This window comes from Streptomyces sp. NPDC007905 (assembly GCF_042959345.1).
In the GTDB taxonomy this organism is placed as follows: domain Bacteria; phylum Actinomycetota; class Actinomycetes; order Streptomycetales; family Streptomycetaceae; genus Streptomyces.
This window is the reverse complement of record NZ_JBIBKS010000029.1, coordinates 21,104-37,069: the sequence shown is the minus strand read 5'-3', so window position 1 is coordinate 37,069 and position 15,966 is coordinate 21,104. Positions and strand designations below refer to the sequence as shown.

The 15,966-nt window shown below is 72.2% G+C and carries 16 protein-coding genes and 3 pseudogenes; 9 read left to right on the top strand and 10 right to left on the bottom strand.

The genetic code is table 11. The features are described from left to right. Positions 1 to 2: 2 nt before the first annotated feature. Positions 3 to 905 carry a LysR substrate-binding domain-containing protein gene (locus ACFZDC_RS35985; RefSeq protein WP_391330501.1) on the bottom strand — a complete coding sequence of 301 codons (903 nt, stop codon included), beginning with the start codon at positions 903 to 905 and terminating at the stop codon, positions 3 to 5. Between the two features lie 74 nt (positions 906 to 979). Between ACFZDC_RS35985 and ACFZDC_RS35980 the strand changes: the two genes are divergently transcribed. Further along, the gene (locus ACFZDC_RS35980; protein WP_391330499.1) at positions 980 to 1,996 is read left to right on the top strand and encodes an EamA family transporter; all 1,017 of its coding nucleotides are present in this window, start codon (positions 980 to 982) and stop codon (positions 1,994 to 1,996) included. 1 nt (position 1,997) lies between these two features. Here ACFZDC_RS35980 and ACFZDC_RS35975 read toward each other — a convergent pair whose 3' ends face one another. Then, positions 1,998 to 3,329: an aminotransferase class I/II-fold pyridoxal phosphate-dependent enzyme gene (locus ACFZDC_RS35975; protein ID WP_391330497.1), complete on the bottom strand. Its 1,332-nt coding sequence runs from the start codon at positions 3,327 to 3,329 to the stop codon at positions 1,998 to 2,000. A gap of 34 nt (positions 3,330 to 3,363) precedes the next feature. Between ACFZDC_RS35975 and ACFZDC_RS35970 the strand changes: the two genes are divergently transcribed. Then, on the top strand, positions 3,364 to 4,047 hold the full coding sequence (locus ACFZDC_RS35970) for a pyridoxamine 5'-phosphate oxidase family protein (protein ID WP_391330495.1): 684 nt from the start codon (positions 3,364 to 3,366) through the stop codon (positions 4,045 to 4,047). A 17-nt stretch (positions 4,048 to 4,064) separates the two neighbouring features. Here the strand turns inward: ACFZDC_RS35970 and ACFZDC_RS35965 are convergent, their stop codons facing one another. The 3 genes from ACFZDC_RS35965 to ACFZDC_RS35955 all read right to left on the bottom strand — a co-directional run bounded on the left by ACFZDC_RS35965 (position 4,065) and on the right by ACFZDC_RS35955 (position 6,869). Beyond that, on the bottom strand, positions 4,065 to 5,003 hold the full coding sequence (locus ACFZDC_RS35965; protein WP_391330493.1) for an EamA family transporter: 939 nt from the start codon (positions 5,001 to 5,003) through the stop codon (positions 4,065 to 4,067). A 194-nt stretch (positions 5,004 to 5,197) separates the two neighbouring features. Beyond that, complete coding sequence (locus tag ACFZDC_RS35960) at positions 5,198 to 6,202, bottom strand: EamA family transporter (protein ID WP_391330491.1); 1,005 nt, start codon at positions 6,200 to 6,202, stop codon at positions 5,198 to 5,200. Between the two features lie 46 nt (positions 6,203 to 6,248). Next, positions 6,249 to 6,869 (bottom strand): Clp protease N-terminal domain-containing protein, encoded by a 621-nt coding sequence (locus ACFZDC_RS35955; RefSeq protein ID WP_391330489.1) that lies wholly within the window; start codon positions 6,867 to 6,869, stop codon positions 6,249 to 6,251. Between the two features lie 265 nt (positions 6,870 to 7,134). On the opposite strand from ACFZDC_RS35955, the gene ACFZDC_RS35950 reads away from it, so the two are divergent. Next, positions 7,135 to 7,563, top strand: coding sequence for an SRPBCC family protein (locus ACFZDC_RS35950; protein ID WP_391330487.1), 429 nt, complete (start codon positions 7,135 to 7,137; stop codon positions 7,561 to 7,563). 109 nt (positions 7,564 to 7,672) lie between these two features. Here ACFZDC_RS35950 and ACFZDC_RS35945 read toward each other — a convergent pair whose 3' ends face one another. Further along, entirely contained in the window at positions 7,673 to 8,308 is a 636-nt protein-coding gene (locus ACFZDC_RS35945) for a helix-turn-helix transcriptional regulator (RefSeq protein WP_391330485.1), read from the bottom strand. An 85-nt stretch (positions 8,309 to 8,393) separates the two neighbouring features. On the opposite strand from ACFZDC_RS35945, the gene ACFZDC_RS35940 reads away from it, so the two are divergent. Both ACFZDC_RS35940 and ACFZDC_RS35935 read left to right on the top strand, forming a co-directional pair. Continuing rightward, the gene (locus ACFZDC_RS35940) at positions 8,394 to 8,615 is read left to right on the top strand and encodes a hypothetical protein (protein WP_391330483.1); all 222 of its coding nucleotides are present in this window, start codon (positions 8,394 to 8,396) and stop codon (positions 8,613 to 8,615) included. Between the two features lie 44 nt (positions 8,616 to 8,659). Continuing rightward, positions 8,660 to 9,472: a PhzF family phenazine biosynthesis isomerase gene (locus ACFZDC_RS35935; protein ID WP_391330481.1), complete on the top strand. Its 813-nt coding sequence runs from the start codon at positions 8,660 to 8,662 to the stop codon at positions 9,470 to 9,472. 16 nt (positions 9,473 to 9,488) lie between these two features. On the opposite strand, the gene ACFZDC_RS35930 is transcribed toward ACFZDC_RS35935, so the two are convergent. Both ACFZDC_RS35930 and ACFZDC_RS35925 read right to left on the bottom strand, forming a co-directional pair. Beyond that, a complete protein-coding gene (locus ACFZDC_RS35930; protein ID WP_391330566.1) occupies positions 9,489 to 10,289 on the bottom strand; it encodes a type II CAAX prenyl endopeptidase Rce1 family protein in 801 nt (266 codons plus the stop codon). 338 nt (positions 10,290 to 10,627) lie between these two features. Beyond that, positions 10,628 to 12,145: a glutamate--cysteine ligase gene (locus ACFZDC_RS35925; RefSeq protein WP_391330479.1), complete on the bottom strand. Its 1,518-nt coding sequence runs from the start codon at positions 12,143 to 12,145 to the stop codon at positions 10,628 to 10,630. A 570-nt stretch (positions 12,146 to 12,715) separates the two neighbouring features. On the opposite strand from ACFZDC_RS35925, the gene ACFZDC_RS35920 reads away from it, so the two are divergent. The 3 genes and pseudogenes from ACFZDC_RS35920 to ACFZDC_RS35910 all read left to right on the top strand — a co-directional run. Beyond that, positions 12,716 to 13,300, top strand: coding sequence for a hypothetical protein (locus tag ACFZDC_RS35920; RefSeq protein ID WP_391330477.1), 585 nt, complete (start codon positions 12,716 to 12,718; stop codon positions 13,298 to 13,300). 327 nt (positions 13,301 to 13,627) lie between these two features. Continuing rightward, on the top strand, positions 13,628 to 13,834 hold the full coding sequence (locus ACFZDC_RS35915) for a DUF5999 family protein (protein WP_317447797.1): 207 nt from the start codon (positions 13,628 to 13,630) through the stop codon (positions 13,832 to 13,834). Between the two features lie 139 nt (positions 13,835 to 13,973). Continuing rightward, positions 13,974 to 14,158, top strand: a pseudogene (locus ACFZDC_RS35910) (sugar ABC transporter permease); the annotation flags it as partial. Here the strand turns inward: ACFZDC_RS35910 and ACFZDC_RS35905 are convergent. After that, positions 14,151 to 14,474, bottom strand: a pseudogene (locus ACFZDC_RS35905) (carbohydrate ABC transporter permease); the annotation flags it as partial. The pseudogenes ACFZDC_RS35910 and ACFZDC_RS35905 sit on opposite strands and share 8 nt — an antisense overlap. A gap of 11 nt (positions 14,475 to 14,485) precedes the next feature. Next, positions 14,486 to 14,837 (bottom strand): annotated as a pseudogene (locus ACFZDC_RS35900) (family 43 glycosylhydrolase); the annotation flags it as partial. Positions 14,838 to 15,263: 426 nt separating this feature from the next. Between ACFZDC_RS35900 and ACFZDC_RS35895 the strand changes: the two are divergent. Next, entirely contained in the window at positions 15,264 to 15,794 is a 531-nt protein-coding gene (locus ACFZDC_RS35895) for a universal stress protein (RefSeq protein WP_391330476.1), read from the top strand. Positions 15,795 to 15,966 lie beyond the last annotated feature (172 nt).

Sequence of the window (15,966 nt, the reverse complement as noted above, 5' to 3'; positions counted from 1 at the left end):
TCTCAGCCGAGCCGCCGCGCCGACTCCCGCAGGGCCTCCACCGCCGCGCGGATCGAGGGGCGGCGGTCGGCGTCGGCCCGCCAGAGGACGTACACATGCCTGCGCACACGCTGCTGGAGCGGGATCATGACGATGCCAGGGGGCACCGGGTGCCGGCCCAGCAGCGGCGCGATGCACACACCCAGCCCGGCGGCCACCAGGCCGAGTTGGGTGTGGGTCTCGCCCGCGCGGTGGCCGACGATCGGCTCGATGCCTTTCGAGCGCAGCGTGAACATCAGCCACTCGTGGCAGAACTCGCCCTCGCCCCAGGTGATCCACTCGTCCTCCGCGAACTCGGCGAGGTCCACCTCGTCCCGGTCCGCGAGCCGGTGCCCGGCGGGCATCGCGACATCGGCCGGGTCGTCCAGCAGGGGCGCCTTGACCAGGCCGTCGGGCACCGGCATCGGCTTGTTGTACCAGTCGAGGACGACGGCGAGGTCGAGGTCGCCGCGCACGACGCCGGCGACGCCCTGCTCGGGTTCCAGTTCGCTGGAGCGCACCCGCAGCCCCGGGTGCTGGGCGCGCAGGGCGGACAGCGCGCTCGGGAACAGGCCGCGGGCGGCCGTCGGGAACGCGGAGAGGCGCAGTTCACCGACGACCTGGCCCCGGTGCGCCTCCAGGTCGGACTGGGCGAGCTCCACCTGCGACAAGATGCGGGCCGCGTGTTCGGAGAGCAGCCGTCCGGCGTCCGTGAGCCGCACGCCCCGCCCGTTCTTGGCCAGCAGCTGCTGGCCGACCTCCCGCTCCAGCTTGCCGAGCTGCTGGGAGACCGCGGACGTGGTGACGTGCAGCGCGTCGGCGGCGGCGCTGACCGAGCCGTGCCGGGCGAGGGCGTCCAGGGTGCGCAGGCGCTCGAGGTTCAACATGTAAGTGATACTAAGAGATATCAGGTGAGAAATATCGATTGTGCTACGAGGTTGCCTCCAGCATCGTTGAGGCCATGAGCACGGTCACCGCATCCAGGACCCAGTCCCCCGCCCCGTCCCGGCCCCACGCCCGCCTCGACTGGCGGCTGCGCTTCGGCGCGCTCTCGCTGATCTGGGGCTTCAGCTTCCTGTTGATCAAGGTGGGCACGTCGGGCTACGCACCCTTCCAGGTCACCCTGGGCCGTCTGGTGTTCGGTACGGCGGTACTCGCGGCGGCGATGGCCGTGAAGCGGGAGCGGCTGCCGCGGGGGGCGCGGACCTGGGGGCACCTGGCGGTCGCCGCGTTCTTTCTGAACGCCCTGCCGTTCTCCCTCTTCGCCTACTCGGAGCTCACCATCCCGTCCACGCTGGCCGGCGTCTGCAACGCCACCTCGCCGCTGTGGGGCATGGCCCTCTCCCTGGTCGCACTCTCCGAGGACCGGCCGACACGGGTTCGCTTCGCCGGCCTCGGCCTGGGCTTCCTCGGGGTACTGACCGTGCTCGGGGCCTGGCAGGGGTTCCATGGGCTGGATGCGACGGGTACGGCGATGGCGCTGCTGGCGTCGCTGAGCTATCCCGTCGGCTGGATCCATGTGCGGCGGACGCTGGCCGGAACCGGGAACTCGCATCTGTCGATGACAGGGGCGCAGTTGCTGCTGGCGACGGTTCAACTGGCCGTGGTGACACCTCTGTTCACGTCGTTCCCGTCCCATTTCCCGGTCGCCCCGCTGCTGGCGATCGCCGCGCTGGGGGCCCTGGGGACCGGGCTTGCGGTGCTCATTCAGTACGGGTTGGTCGCCGAGGTCGGGCCCACGACGGCACAGATGGTCACGTACTTCATTCCGGTCATCGCCACGGCTGCTGGTGTGGCGATTCTCGGGGAATCGCTGCGCTGGACCACACCGGTCGGGGCGGTCGTCGTCCTGGCGGGGGCCGCGCTCACCCAGGTGAAGCCGAAGGGGGTACCTCCCGAGGGCCGTGCGCGACTGCGGGTTCGTCGTGGCTGGTCGCGCAGTTCCCCGCGCCCCCAGCGCTGCGACCGGATGCCCTGACCTACGCATAAGTCCGGGCCGGTGTCGGGCCCACCGCCGCCGCCACCGCCTCCGCCAGCGGACCGGCCTCCTCGGGAGCCAGCGTCGAGATCGTGATGCGGATGCCCGGAGGCGAGGCCAGGCGGAAGCGGGCTCCCGGAGTGACCGCCCAGCCCCCGTGCAGCAGGCGGGCCACCGCGCCCGTCTCATCGGGGACGGGCACCCAGACGTTCATGCCACTGCGGCCGTGCGCCGCCACCCCGCGCTCGGCCAGCTCCTCGATCACAGCGTCCCGGCGACCCTTGTACGCCGCCGCCACCGCGCTCGTGTCCACCGCGCCGTCGGCCCACAGCCGCACCACGGCCCGCTGGACGAGCCGACTCACCCACCCGGGACCCAGCCGCTGCCGCCCACGCACCCGGTCGACCGTGACGTCGTCGCCGGTGAACACCGCCAGGCGCAGATCCGGGCCCCAGGCCTTGGCCGCGGAGCGCACGAAGGCCCAGTGCCGGGTGACCCCGGCCAGCGGATGCAGAGGAACATCGACGATGCCGTGGCCGTGGTCGTCCTCGATCAAGAGCGTCTCCGGATGCTCCCGGAGCACCGACCGGAGCGCACGCGCGCGTGTGGCGGTCAGCGCGGCGCCGGTCGGGTTCTGCGCCCGGTCCGTGACGATCAGGGCCCGCGCCCCCGACTCCAGCGCGCGGCGGACGTCGTCGGGGCGTGGCCCTTCGTCGTCCACGCCGACGGGCACCGTGCGCAGTCCGAGCGCCGGGACCAGATCCAGCACGCTGCCCCAGCCAGGGTCCTCCACAGCGACCCGATCGCCCGGCTTGAGGTGCACCGCGAGGACCCGCTCGACGGCGTCCAGAGAGCCGGAGGCCACGGCGACGGGTCCGTCCGGCACCCCGTCGGCATCCAGGGCGGCGCGGGCGATGCGCACCAGCTCCGGCTCCACCGGGTCGTGCCCGTACAGCACCGGTTCCCGGTCGCTCTGCGCCGCGGCCGCGGCGAACGCGTCCGCCAGCCGTGGCAGCAGCGCGGGGTCCGGGTTGCCGTCGGCCATGTCCCGCACCCCCTCCGGCACGTCCACCCGGATCTGCTCGCGCCCCGTCGTGGCCGGCTTGGGCCGGACCCTGCTGCCCCGGCGCCCGGCGGTCTCGATCACCCCGCGCTCGCGCAGGGTGCGATAGGCGGCCGCCACCGTGTTCGGGTTCACCCCGAGCCGGGCCGCCAACTCCCGCATGGGAGGCAGCGACTGGCCCGGTTCCAGCTCCCCGGCGCCCACCGCACGCTCGACACTGGCCGCGATCTCCGCTGCGCCGTGTCCCTGGATCCGATACTCTCCTAGCACAAAACTAATTATGCACTAGTGCAATGGAGGCGTCATGCAGGGGACCCAGGAAACTCCGCCGCAGTCCGCCGCGTACACCCCGACCGGCCGCACGGTGCCCACGCGATCCGCGCAGAGGGCGTCGTACGACAAGGACGTGGTGCACGCGATACTCGACGAGGGCTACGTCTGCCACCTCGGCTTCGTCCGCGACGGTGCCCCCGTGGTGCTGCCTACGCTGTACGCCCGGGTGGGCGAGCGGCTCTATGTCCACGGGTCCACCGGTTCGCGGCCGTTGCGGATGACCGGTGAGGCCGACCCGGGCCTCGCGGTGTGTCTGACGGTCACCCATGTCGACGGGCTGGTGCTGGCCCGTTCGGCCTTCCACCACTCGGTCAACTACCGCTCCGTGGTGGTGCACGGCATCGCGCACGAGGTCACCGACCCCGAGGAGCGGCGGCTGGCCCTGGACGCACTGGTCGACCACGTGGTGCCGGGCCGGGCCGCCGACTCCCGGCCCGCGAACAGGAAGGAGCTGGCCGCCACCGCGGTGATCCGCCTCGACCTCGACGAGGTCTCCGCCAAGATCCGCACGGGTGGCGCGAACGACGAGCCCGAGGACCTCTCCCTGCCGCACTGGGCCGGGGTCGTCCCGCTCCGCAAGGGTTACGACACCCCCGTCGCCAACGCCGACCTGGCGCCCGGCATCGAGGTGCCGGGCTACCTGGCGGCGCTGTGACGTAGGCCGCCGGTCGCTCAGACGGGGAGCGGCTCCCGGCGCCCGCGGGCCTCGCTCGACGCCAGGCCCGCGACCGCGCCGAGCATCAGCAGGGTGCCGGTCAACGTGGCCGCGGTGAGGTGCTCACCGAGCAGGACGACGGCGAGCACGGCCGCGGTCACCGGCTCCAGCAGCATGATCACGGAGACGGTGGCGGACCGTACGACGGCGGCGCCGGCGAAGTACAGGGCGTAGGCGAGCGCCGTCGGGACGGACGCGATGTACGCGAGGAGCACCAGCAGCCGCACGGGGTGGTCGGTGTGCGGGAACACTCCCTCGGCCAGGGCGAACGGCAACAGACACAGGGCGGTGACCCCGAAGGCCCCCATGGTGGTGCCGGAGGCGTCGGCGCCGGCGTCGCGCCCCCACCACCGGGTCAGCAGCGTCATCGCGCAGTAGCCGGCCGCGGACACGAGGGCGTAGAACACACCGAGCGGCCGGACGGTCCCTGCCGAGCCGCCGAGGGTCAGCACGACCAGCCCGGCGAGGGCCCCGCCGACCGCGAGGACGCCGCCCGCGCCCAGCCGCTCCCCCAGGGTGAGCCGGGCGCCGAGCGCGATGAGGACGGGCCCGGCACCGAGGGTGACCACGGTGGCCACGGCCAGCCCGGTCGACTCGACGGCCGCGAAGTAGGCGGTCTGGAACACGGCAAGCCCGAGACCCGTGGCAAGGGCCTTGCCGGCCCTGCGGCGCAGCGGTTCGGGCGTGGCCGTGCGCCCCCGGGAGCGCAGCAGGCGGCCGGCCAGCAGCAGCACGAGCCCGGCGGCGCAGCGCCAGAAGGAGAGGGTGAAGGCGCCCATCTCGCCGGTCCGGTAGACCAGGGAGGCGGCGGCGCCCACGGTGCCCCAGGTGGCACCGGTGACGATCAGGTAGAGCAGGCCACGCCCGACGGGCAGGCCTGAGGCAGCGTTCGACACGAGATTTTCTCCGCAGAAGCGCACGAGAGTGCGGAAGTTCGGAAGGCGGCCCGCCTCGGCGGGGCGCGGGGACTTCGTCTGCGGGCAGCACCGTCACCGCCCGGCGCCGTGTGCCAGGGCGTGATCTTGCCGGAGGCCCGCCTCAGGCGGCCGGGGGCGGAAGGACGAGTGCGTTCGACGGCATGACCAGCACCTTAGGCGGCCGTACCCCGGGCGGACAACTCTCTTTCCGCGCCGGCCGCGGCCACCGGGTCCGGCGAGCCCTTGGCGGGTGTCGAGGACTGGGCGATGAACGCGCCGACGAGGACGACGGCGCCGCCCAGGACCTGCGGTGCCGACAGGTGCTCGCCGAGCAGCACCCAGGCCAGCACGGTCGCGATGACCGCCTCCAGACAGGCGACGACACCCGCGACCTGGGGGGACAGCCGCCGCACGGAGAGCACGCCGGTGATGTACGCGACGACCGTGGCGACCAGGATGATCCAGGCCAGCAGGGCGACGGCCGGCACGGCGGTGCCGTTCAGCCGCGCGGAGCCGACCAGCACCGCCCAGTTCATGCTCCAGGGGCGGGCCACGACGGTCAGTACGGCGGCGCCGACGAGCAGGCCGTAGGCGATGACGCCGAGCGGGTCCGGCGCCTGGTCACCCGTCTCGCTGCCCTGGTCGGCGAGGACGAAGTAGCCGACCTGGCAGCAGGCTGCGCCGAGCGCGAGCACCAGGCCGAGCGCGTCGAAGCTCAGCCCCGACCACACCTCCACCACACAGGCGAGACCACCGGCGGCGAGGACCACTCCGAGTGCGGCCGCGCGTGACACGGGCCGCCGCTGCACGAACCGCACCCAGCCGAGCACGAGCGCGGGAGCCAGGTACTCGACGAGGAGCGCCACGCCGACCGGGATGCGGGAGAGCGCGGCGAAGTAGCAGGCCTGGACACCGGCGACGGCGAGCAGCCCGAACCCGGCGAGCAGCGCGGGGCGGCGGCGCAGCAGGGCGCGGTGCCGCACGGCGAGCGGCAGCATCACCATTGCGGCGCCCGCGACCCTGAGCCACACCACGTGGAGCGGGTCGAGTCCCGCCTCGATCAGCGGCTTGGCCGCCACTCCGGACCCGCCGAAGGCCAGTGCCGAGGCGAGCGCGAGACCGAGCCCGACGCCCTTGCCGCGGCTGCCCTGACTGCTCTCAGACGTATGCACCGGCACATGATGACAGGCGACGACAGGAGCGTCATCCCCATTGACACCTGTCTCAGGGGATGGACAGGGGCGGGTCGGTCCGGTCCCCGGTTGCGCAGGCCGCCCCGCCGTCGCCGGCGTACTCCCCCGCCGGGGTCTCCATCCGGGCGCGCAGATCGCGGGTGGGGATGCCGGCGCTCTCGAGGACCTCGACGGCGCGGGACTGCGGGTCCAGGACCAGCGCGGCGAGCAGATCGGTGCCGACCGCCCGTACATCACCGCGCTGCCGGGCGCGGCGACGGGCGTCCTCCATGGCGGCGGCCGCGACGGGCGACCAGGCCCCCGCGTCCTTGGGCTCACCGCCGTACAGGGCGGGGTCCGGTACGACGGTGATCGCGCCGGAGTCCTCCACGGCGCTCTGCCAGCGCAGCCCGTAGCCGATGCTGCGCTGCACGAGGTAGCCGAGCAGCCGGGCGAGCTGCGGCGGGTCGCCGACGGCGGAGCGGACCTCGGGATCGGACTCGAGGAGCGAGTGGAGCAGATGGGCGGTGTCGATCAGCCGGTCCCCGTCGCGCACGGCCCTCCTGCGGGCACCGGCGACCACCGCCGCCAGCCCGGCACTGAGCGCGGCGTCGTCGTCCGGGCGCCGGCCGCCCTGGTCATCGGCGGGCTGCCGGGCTATACGGTGTTGCACATCCTCCACCCCATCAGCCCCGAGGGCCGGGGTCATCCGCGAGGGGAACCATCTTCGCGTCCCACACAGAGTGGACATCGGCGCCCGGAATCTCATCCCTGGGGAGGAGATCAGGCCCGATTGCGGACAAGGGCGCGCGCCGCTTCGCCTCGTGTGCTCCATGCCATCGGGGCGCCACGATTCCTGACGGTTCATCAGTATTGAATGTTCGAGGCCCCGCGGCTACGTTCCGCGACACCGTAGCCCGATACGAAGGGGTGGTCGCATGGCCGAAGTCAGCGCGGAGGCACGCATCCAGGCACCGGCCGAGAAGGTGTGGGCCCAGCTCACGGACTGGTCGGCGTACGGCGAGTGGAACGCCACCCACACCAGCTTCCCCAAGGGCGGACCCGAGAACCTGGCGGTGGGCGGGACGTTCCAGGAGAACATGAAGCTGATGGGCTTCCCGGCGGAGGTCGACTGGACCATCGAGGAGCTGGAACCGGCTCGGGTGTTCGCCATCCGCGGCAAGGGTCCGATGGCGGTGACCGTCGCCACCCGCTACACGCTCACCCCGGACGGCGACGCCACCACGGTCCGCATCGACGGCGAGTTCACCGGCGCCGCGGTGTCACTGATGGCGGGCAGGCTCAAGGACTCGGCGACGGCCGCCCTGGACGAGTCGCTGCGCAAGCTCGGCGGACTGGTGGCCTGAGCTCGGCCCCGGCTCCGGCCCGGCCGACCACGGACGCGGACACGGACACGGACACGCGAAGGCGCCCCGCAAAGTCTCCACGGGGCGCCTTCTCGACGGCCGTACGGCCTCAGTCCTCGTCGGCGAGGATGAGGTACAGCTTCTTACGGGCGTCGTTGACGACGGCCAGCGCCTTCTCGCGCTGCTCCTTGGTGCCGGTGTTCCAGACCTGCCCGAAGGCCTGCATCAGGCCGAAGCCGGCCTGCCGGACCTCGCCGAGGGCCTCCCAGTCGACCCCGCGCGAGGCCTCCTCCCAGGGGGCGTCCGGACCTTCCTCGGCGGCGGTGCGCCCACTCTCGGAGAGAGCGAACAGCTTCTTGCCCCCCTCACTCTCACTGGCGATGAGGCCCTCGTCCTCCAGCAGTTGGAGGGTGGGGTAGACCGAGCCGGGGCTGGGCTTCCACGCACCGCCGCTGCGCTCGGCGATCTCCTGGATCATCTCGTAGCCGTGCATGGGCCGGTCCTTGAGCAGGGCCAGGATCGAGGCGCGCACGTCACCTCGCCGCGCCCGTCCCCTCGGGCCTCCGCGCCCTCGCGGCCCCCAGGACCCGGGGCCGAAACCGGGCCCGCCGGGACCGAAACCGGGGCCGCCAGGACCGAAGGGCCCGAAGGCGGCCCGCCGGCCGTCGAATCCACCGAAGCCGCCTCGACCGCGTCGGCCGGGGCCGTCCTGACCATGTCCACGCTCGAATCCGTGGGTACGCATCGTGACCACTCCATTCCATCGCTGATCTGTCGCGTATCGATCGCGTTCCTTCGCGATGTCTCAACGATATATCGGTAGCCACAGCGTGACAACCCCCTCCCCGACCGCCGCATGCGTGCTGCTCAGCCCCCGGCGGCGCGCAGCCGGTGGCGACGCCGGAGGCGAGGTCGGCGCGCGGGGCCGCGAGTTCGGCCATGCGCTCGTCGACGACGCGGCGCCTGTCGGCGAGCAGCGCGGACAGCGCCTCGGCACCGTCGGGGGCCGTCGCGCAGCCCGGCGCCTGGTGAAATCGGTCCAGGACTCGTGAAGTGGCCTTGGTCCGCGGCCTCCCGCGGCTCTAGCGTCTGCGCCATGCGCATTCGAATCGTCGACGCCTTCACCGACCGGCCCTTCGCCGGCAACCCGGCGGGGGTCCTCCTGCTGGACGACGTCTTCCCTGGGGACCAGTGGCTGCAGAACGTGGCGCTGGAGGTCAACCACGCCGAGACGGCGTTCGCGCACCGGCTGCCGGAGGGCGGCGAGGCGGACTGGGCGCTGCGCTGGTTCACGCCCGTCGCCGAGGTCGCGATGTGCGGGCACGCGACCCTCGCCACCGCCCATGTCCTGCACACCACCGGTGCCCACGAGGGGCCGGTGCGGTTCGCCACCCGCAGTGGGGTGCTCGTCGCCACGCCCGGCGCGGACGGCTGGATCACCATGGACTTCCCCACGGCTCCCCTCACCCCGGTGGCGGTCCCCGAGGGGCTCGCCAAGGCGCTGGGCGCCGAACCGGTCGTCGCCTACGACACCGGGCCCCAGGTCGGCGACCTGCTGGTGGAACTGGCCGACGAGCGGACGGTCCTCGGGCTCGCTCCCGATCACAAGGGCCTCATGGCGCACTCCTCGCGCGGCGTCATCGCCACCGCCCGCGCCGACGACCCGTCTCACGGACACGACTTCGTCTCCCGGTGCTTCTTCCCGAACGTCGGCATCGACGAGGACCCGGTCACCGGCAGCGCCCACACCGCGCTCGCGCCGCACTGGGCCGCGCGCCTGGGCCGGGACGACCTCACCGGTCTGCAGGCCTCCCGCCGCAGCGGCCTGGTCCGCACCGGGCTGCGTGGGGACCGCACGCTGCTCACCGGCCGCGCGGTCACGGTCATCGAGGGCGAACTGCTCGCCTGAGTGGACGGGGTGGACCTCAGGCCGTCGGCAGCCAGCCCACCTTGCCCGCGAGCAGGGCGTAGCCGACGAACGCGCCGATGTCGAGCAGGGAGTGCGCGCCGACCAGTGGCCCGACCCGGCCCCAGCGGCGGTAGAGCAGGACGAGGACCACACCCATGGCCATGTTGCCGAGGAAGCCGCCGATGCCCTGGTAAAGGTGGTACGAGCCGCGCAGCACCGCACTGGCCACCAGTGCGGTCCCGGGGGTCCAGCCCAACTGCCCGAGCCTGCGCAGCAGATAGCCGACGACGATGACCTCTTCGAGGACCGCGTTCTGCAGCGCGGACAGGATCAGCACCGGGAACTTCCACCACACGTCGGGCAGCGCCTCGGGCACCACGGTGAGGTTGAAGCCGAGGCCGCGGGCGGCCAGGTAGAAGGCGATCCCGGTGCTCCCGATCACGGCCGCGATCCCCGCACCCCGGCCGAGGTCGGCCCAGGGACGGGTGCGGTCGAAGCCGAGCGTGCGCAGACTCTCGCCCTCGCGCATCAGCAGGTGGGCCACCAGGGCCACGGGGACCAGTGCGCTGGCGATGCCGAAGAGCTGCCAGGCGAGGTCCAGCCAGGGGCGGCCGGGCGCGGCCGAGGCGTTGAGGGTGGCCGCCTGGTCCTTGAGGCCGCCCGGTTTGGTGACCGACCCGACGAAGCTGATCAGCGCGGACACCCCGCTCGCCCCGAGCGAGAGCCCCAGAACGAGCAGCGTCTCGTCCCGGAGGATCCGCCGCGAGAACCGCTCCCGCGGATGAGCATCGGCCAGCGGGTCAGCCTCCACGTGCACTCCTGCCTTCGGTCCGGTCATGCGAGGCACAGCATGCCGGATCAAGATACGGAGCGCTTGCCCGGGCCGGGCTTCCGCGCTGGGAGGCCTGTGGCTCATGCCGACGACGGGCTACCGGACCGTGCCGACGACGCGGGTCCGGCCCGCAACGGGCGCGTGGTCGTCGGTTGCCGATGCTCCGCCTCTGCGCCCTCCCGCGTCTTGCGGCCGGCACGCACCAGACCTCCCTCGGTCGGCCGGACAGGCACCGGCCGACCCCGACCCGGAGGACACCCCCTGGGATCGTGCCACGCGAGCCGGCGGCCGGTACGGCGCTCAGCCCACGGACCCGCCGGCCCTCACCCCAGCAGCACCGGCTCGGGCAACCCCACGGGCCAGGTGTGCACCGGCTCTCCCGCGTGCATCAGCTCGGCGTAGCGCCGTGTCGTCGCCGCCAGTGCGGCCTCCCGGCCGAGGCCCTGCTCCAGGGCCCGGTGGAAGGTGGCCGCCTGCCAGGACGCGCCGTTCACCCGGCGCCGGCAGCGCTCCTCGATGACGCCCAGGTAGAGGTCCCGGTCGGCGGCTTCGACACCCCACGCGTCCAGGCCCGCCGAGGCCAGGGGCAGCAGCTCGTCGCGGACCAGGGTGACCGCGTCGACCTCGCCGGTGCCTCCGTAGCGTCCCCGGCGCGGCCACACGAAGCGCGCGTCGATGCCGTGGCGGCACGCCGCGTCGAAGTTGGCCTCGGCCGCCTCGAAGGGCAGCCGGGTCCACACCGGACGCGACTCCTCGGCCAGGGCGCGCACCAGGCCGTAGTAGAAGGCCGCGTTGGCGATCACGTCGGTGATGGTCGGCCCGGCCGGCAGCACCCGGTTCTCCACGCGCAGGTGCGGGACGCCGTCCGCGACGTCGTAGACGGGCCGGTTCCAGCGGTACACCGTGCCGTTGTGCAGAACGAGCTCGGCGAGCTTGGGTATGCCACCGGCATCGAGGACGTCCAGCGGCTCCTCGTCGGCGCAGATCGGCAGCAGCGCCGGAAAGAAGCGCAGGTTCTCCTCGAACAGGTCGTACGCGGAGGAGATCCACCGCTCGCCGAACCACGTCCGCGGCCGTACCCCCTGGGCCTGGAGTTCCGGCGGACGGGTGTCGGTGGCCTGCAGGAACAGCGGCGGCCGGGACTCGCGCCACAGCTCGTGCCCGAACAGGAACGGCGAGTTGGCGCCGACGGCGATCTGCGCGGCGCAGGCCGCCTGCGCCGCGTTCCACACGTCGGCGAATCGGGCCGGGGTGACCTGGAGGTGCAGCTGTACGGAGGTGCAGGCCGCCTCGGGGACGATGGATTTCGAGGTACAGGTCAGGTGCTCGACGCCGTCGATGTCGAGGAGGAAGTCCTCGCCCCGGGCGGCCACGATCTGGTCGTTGAGTAGGGTGTAGCGGTCCACCTCGGAGAGGTTGGAGGAGACCAGGTCGTCGCGGCCGAGCGTGGGCAGAATGCCGATCATCACGATTCCGGCGTCCACCTCGCCGGCCTTCCGGTCGGCATACGCCAGGGAGGTGCGCAGTTCCTCGGCGAGCTGGTCGAATACCCGGCCCGCCAGTCGGTGTGGGGCTATGTTCACTTCCAGGTTGAACATGGCCAGTTCTGTTTGGAAATCACGGCTCGCGATGCGCTCCAGCACCTGCCCGTTCAGCATTTTCGGCAGACCGTCGGGGCCGACGAGATTCAATTCGATCTCCACCCCCATGAGGTTCTTGGGGCGGTCGAACCGCTTCTCGGCCAGCAGCCGCTCCAGTCCCGCCAGACACGTGTGGAGCTTTTCGCGGTAGCGCTGGCGATCGGACAGGTCGAACCGCCCTGCCACGACCTTTTCCCCCATCGAAGTGTCCCTCCTCGGATGGGCGGGCCGCAGATCCGGCCGCCGGGGTCCCGGTCAGGTGGGATGATGCCCAGCGGAAGCGATCGATAACGTCCCACGCGGGCCCGGCACCCGCTACCCTGTCTGAATGTTCCCCGCGGCACATTCACGGGGCATGATGCAACTTGCATCTTCGGGTGCCCCGATCGCCTCGTGAAAAACGCCGACGACATTCGGCCGACCGCAGCGGCAGCGTATTACGAGGTCAGCAGCGCCACACCGGGCGGGAAATCGGGATGATTTGCGCGAATCATCGGCTGAATAGCGGCTTGTCCGGTCGGCCGGAATCGGATAGACGAAACATCATCTGAACACGCGTCGTATAAACTTCGCGAGCAAGGCCTAAGGTTGGCGCCCGCAGTCCCGGTTTCTGTCGTGTTCCTGCCGTCAAGTGACGGGCGGCAGGCCTCAGCCGCACCCTCGTTCACCGATCCGGGCCGCCACCTCTCAGGCCACCCCCGTGAGCAGACAGCGCCGTCCGCCCCACCCTCCCTCGCGCCGCCGCGCCTGTCGAACGAGAGGCGACCCACCATGCCGCTGCACGTGCCCCCTGCCCCCGCGCCCGCACTGCGCTCCGTCCTCACGGCCCTCGGTTCCCCCACCGCGGTCCGTGAGGCCCGAACTCCCTCCCTGCGCGCCGCGCAGGGGCCAGCGACGCCCGAACTCCCGCTTCCCGTCTACGTGTTGGACCGGATCACCGCGCAGGGCCTGTCCGCGACCCGGTTGGCCGGCTGGCGCTTCCTGATCCGCTGCGGCGATCGCGCGGTGGCCGCGGCCGACACCATGCTGACCCCGGACGGCTGGGCCTTCTCGCACTTCTTCGAGGGCCCCTATATCGCCTCCACCGAGCGCGCACTGCAGCAGGCCGAGGCGCTGCAGCAGCCCTACCAGCCGCGGCTGCTGTCCGTGCCGGGCCTGTACATGCTCACCCTGTGGCTGCACGGCGACGTCGCCGCCGACCCCGGCGAGGGCCATCCGGCCGCCACCGACCTGCTCGTCCCGCTGGCCCCGGCGCCTCCCGGCATCTCGGCACACCGCCCGCACCGGGTCGCCGAGTTGCTTCCGGTGCTGACCCATCGGGCGACTCCCATCAAACTGCTCGGCTCGCCTGCCTGAACGGGGCTCGCGTACCCCGCTTCCCGGAAGGGAAGCGGGGTACGACTTGTTTTTCCCGGCGCATTGCGCTCGTACGAGCCATTACCCGCTCCTACGAGCCAGAAAAGGATCTCTTCCGTCCGGACTAGCCCTATCCGGCCACTCCGAACCACCCAAAGGGACAGTGCAGTTGGAATGAACCGTCCGGGCGGGTGACGCGTCATGAACCTGTGAGAAGCGGTGCTGCGAAATCCCTGCGGAATGACGCCTCAGAGGGCAACACTGGGTTCCGACCGACTATCACCACGGGGGACGGACATGACCACAACAGAGCGAGAGATCCCATCCATGTGCCAGCACCAGCCGCCCTGTCCGCCAGCCGAGTCCGCCGACCGGGAGTCCGCCCGTCTTGTGGCGCACCACCCTGAGCAGGGGTGGAGTCTGCTGTGCAACGGAGTCCTGCTCTTCGAGGACACGGGTGAGCTGCTGCCCGACGGCCGCGTCATCGCCCCGCACCGCCCGCTCGGTGCGGACCGGGTGATGACCGCCGCCTGAGCAGCACACCGGGCGGTCCGCCGTACCGCCCGTGACCCAGAGGGGCCGGCCGCACGCTCATGGTGCGCACCGGCCCCGACGCGTGTGCGGGGGCTGCTACCGCCCGTAGTCGTGCGCTATCGCAGCGCCTCCCGCAGCGCTGGGCGGCGAGTGGTTCGCCGATCCCTCCTACGTCATGGCGACCCTCTTCCTGGTGATGACCTGGAAGTACTTCGGCTTCCACATGCCGGGCCCTGGCAGCGCTTCCGTAATGTCACCCTGCCGCTGCTCGCGCCCACCCTGCGCATCAGCGTCTTCCTGTCCGTCATCGGGGCGATCCAGCTGCGTCGAGGCCGACGGCCCCCAGCACGTGGTCGGTGAGTCCGTCGTCCGGGGCGAAGACCATGCCGACGAGCACGCCGGTGATGGCCTCGGACAGAACGTAGGGCGCGAAGAACAGCATCCGGTACACCGCCCGGCCGCGCAGCCGCTGGTTGAGCAGGACCGCCATGGCGAGCGCGAAGGGCAGCTGGAGGGCGAGCGCCAGCACGACCAGGACCAGGCAGCGCCACAGGTCGCCCAGGGAGACCGGGTCCTGGAAGAACCGGGTGAAGTTGTCACCGCCGATGTAGTCGGAGGGCATGCCGAAGCCGCCCCACCGCCGAGGAATCCCTCGATCCACACGGGGTCCGACCACGGACCCTCGGGGCCGCTCGGCAGTGACGAGGAAGGTCCCTCCGGCCCCGACGTTGGTGGTGACGACGTGGAAGAGCCCGCCGCAGTGCCGGATCGTCGGCGCGCAGATGCCGCCGGAGGCCGGTGCCTCGTCCGGCAGCGCCAACTGCCCCGGCCGGTCGAGGGCGTTGCCGACCTGGCGCCAGTGCACCAGCTCCCGGCTGTGGAACAGCGGAAGGCCGGGGAAGTACTCGAAGCTGGAGCACACCAGGTAGTACTCGTCCCCCACGCGGCACACGCTCGGGTCCGGGTGGAAGCCGGGGATGACGGGGTTCTCGTACGTCCGCATGTACGCCTCACAGGTAGTCGAAAGTTTCCAACCTGGCGGCGAATCTCCTGATCCCTACGGTGGGACTCGGCAGGAACGAGCGACAGCGGGGCCAGGCGGCCGGCCTCCTCATCGGTCCGGCGCACCATGACACCGCACGGGAACTCAGCAGCCGCGTACAGCACTTCGGCCTCGGGCAGGTCCCGCCGGTAGCCACGGATGTGTACGAGGGAGGTCGGGGCGACGCTGACGGGCTGCAGACGGACCGGGCGTCGGAGCGGACGGTGGCGGTGGCGGTGGCGGTGGCCGTGGCGGTCAGGAACCTGGCAGAAAAATCCTCCCGTCGGCTGGTCGAATCGCCCGGACGGGAGTGGGATGGGAGGGAGGCCCTGTGCGGGACCCGGCGAGGGAAGGCGCCCGCGGGCTTCCGTGAGGAACGGTGGAGTCATGTCCGGTTACGAGGCCTCGGCGACCGCCCGGGTGGTGGTCGGCGTGAGCGGCTCCCTGGGCAGCGTCACGGCCCTGCGCCGGGCCACCGCGCTGGCCCGCCGACTGGGAGCCGAGCTATGGCCGGTGCTGGCCTGGGAGCCGCCCGGCGGCGATCCCGCCGCGCACCGCTCCCCGGCCGCCGGTCTGCTGGTCGAGGAGTGGCAACGGCTGGCCAGGCAGCGGCTCGCCTCGGTGCTCGACGAGATCTTCGGCGAGGACGGCCCGGGGACCGCGATGCACGCCGTCATCGTCCGCGGCACCCCCGGCAGGGTGCTGGTGGCAACCGCGGACCGCGAGGACGACCTTCTGGTGGTGGGCGCCGGGCGGCGCGGCCTGCAGCGCGCCTTCTCGGGCCGGGTCTCCCGGCACTGCCTCACCCACGCCGTCTGCCCGGTCCTCGCGGTACCGCCGTCGCCGCTGGAGTCCGACCTGGTGACCGTGCACCGTCGCAACGCCTGGCACCTGCGCATGGACACCCGCGGTCTGTGAGGAGCGGCCGGCGGCCCTGTGCCGTGGGCGCGCACACATGGCCGCTGCTGCACTGACGGCTGACGGTGTTCAGGGTGGCGGTTCCGCGGTAGCCGGTCCTTCCCGCGGGCCCCCGGGGCGGCGGCATCGCTGCGGCTGCGGTTCGGCTTGTGCCGGGGCAGCATGGAGGTGT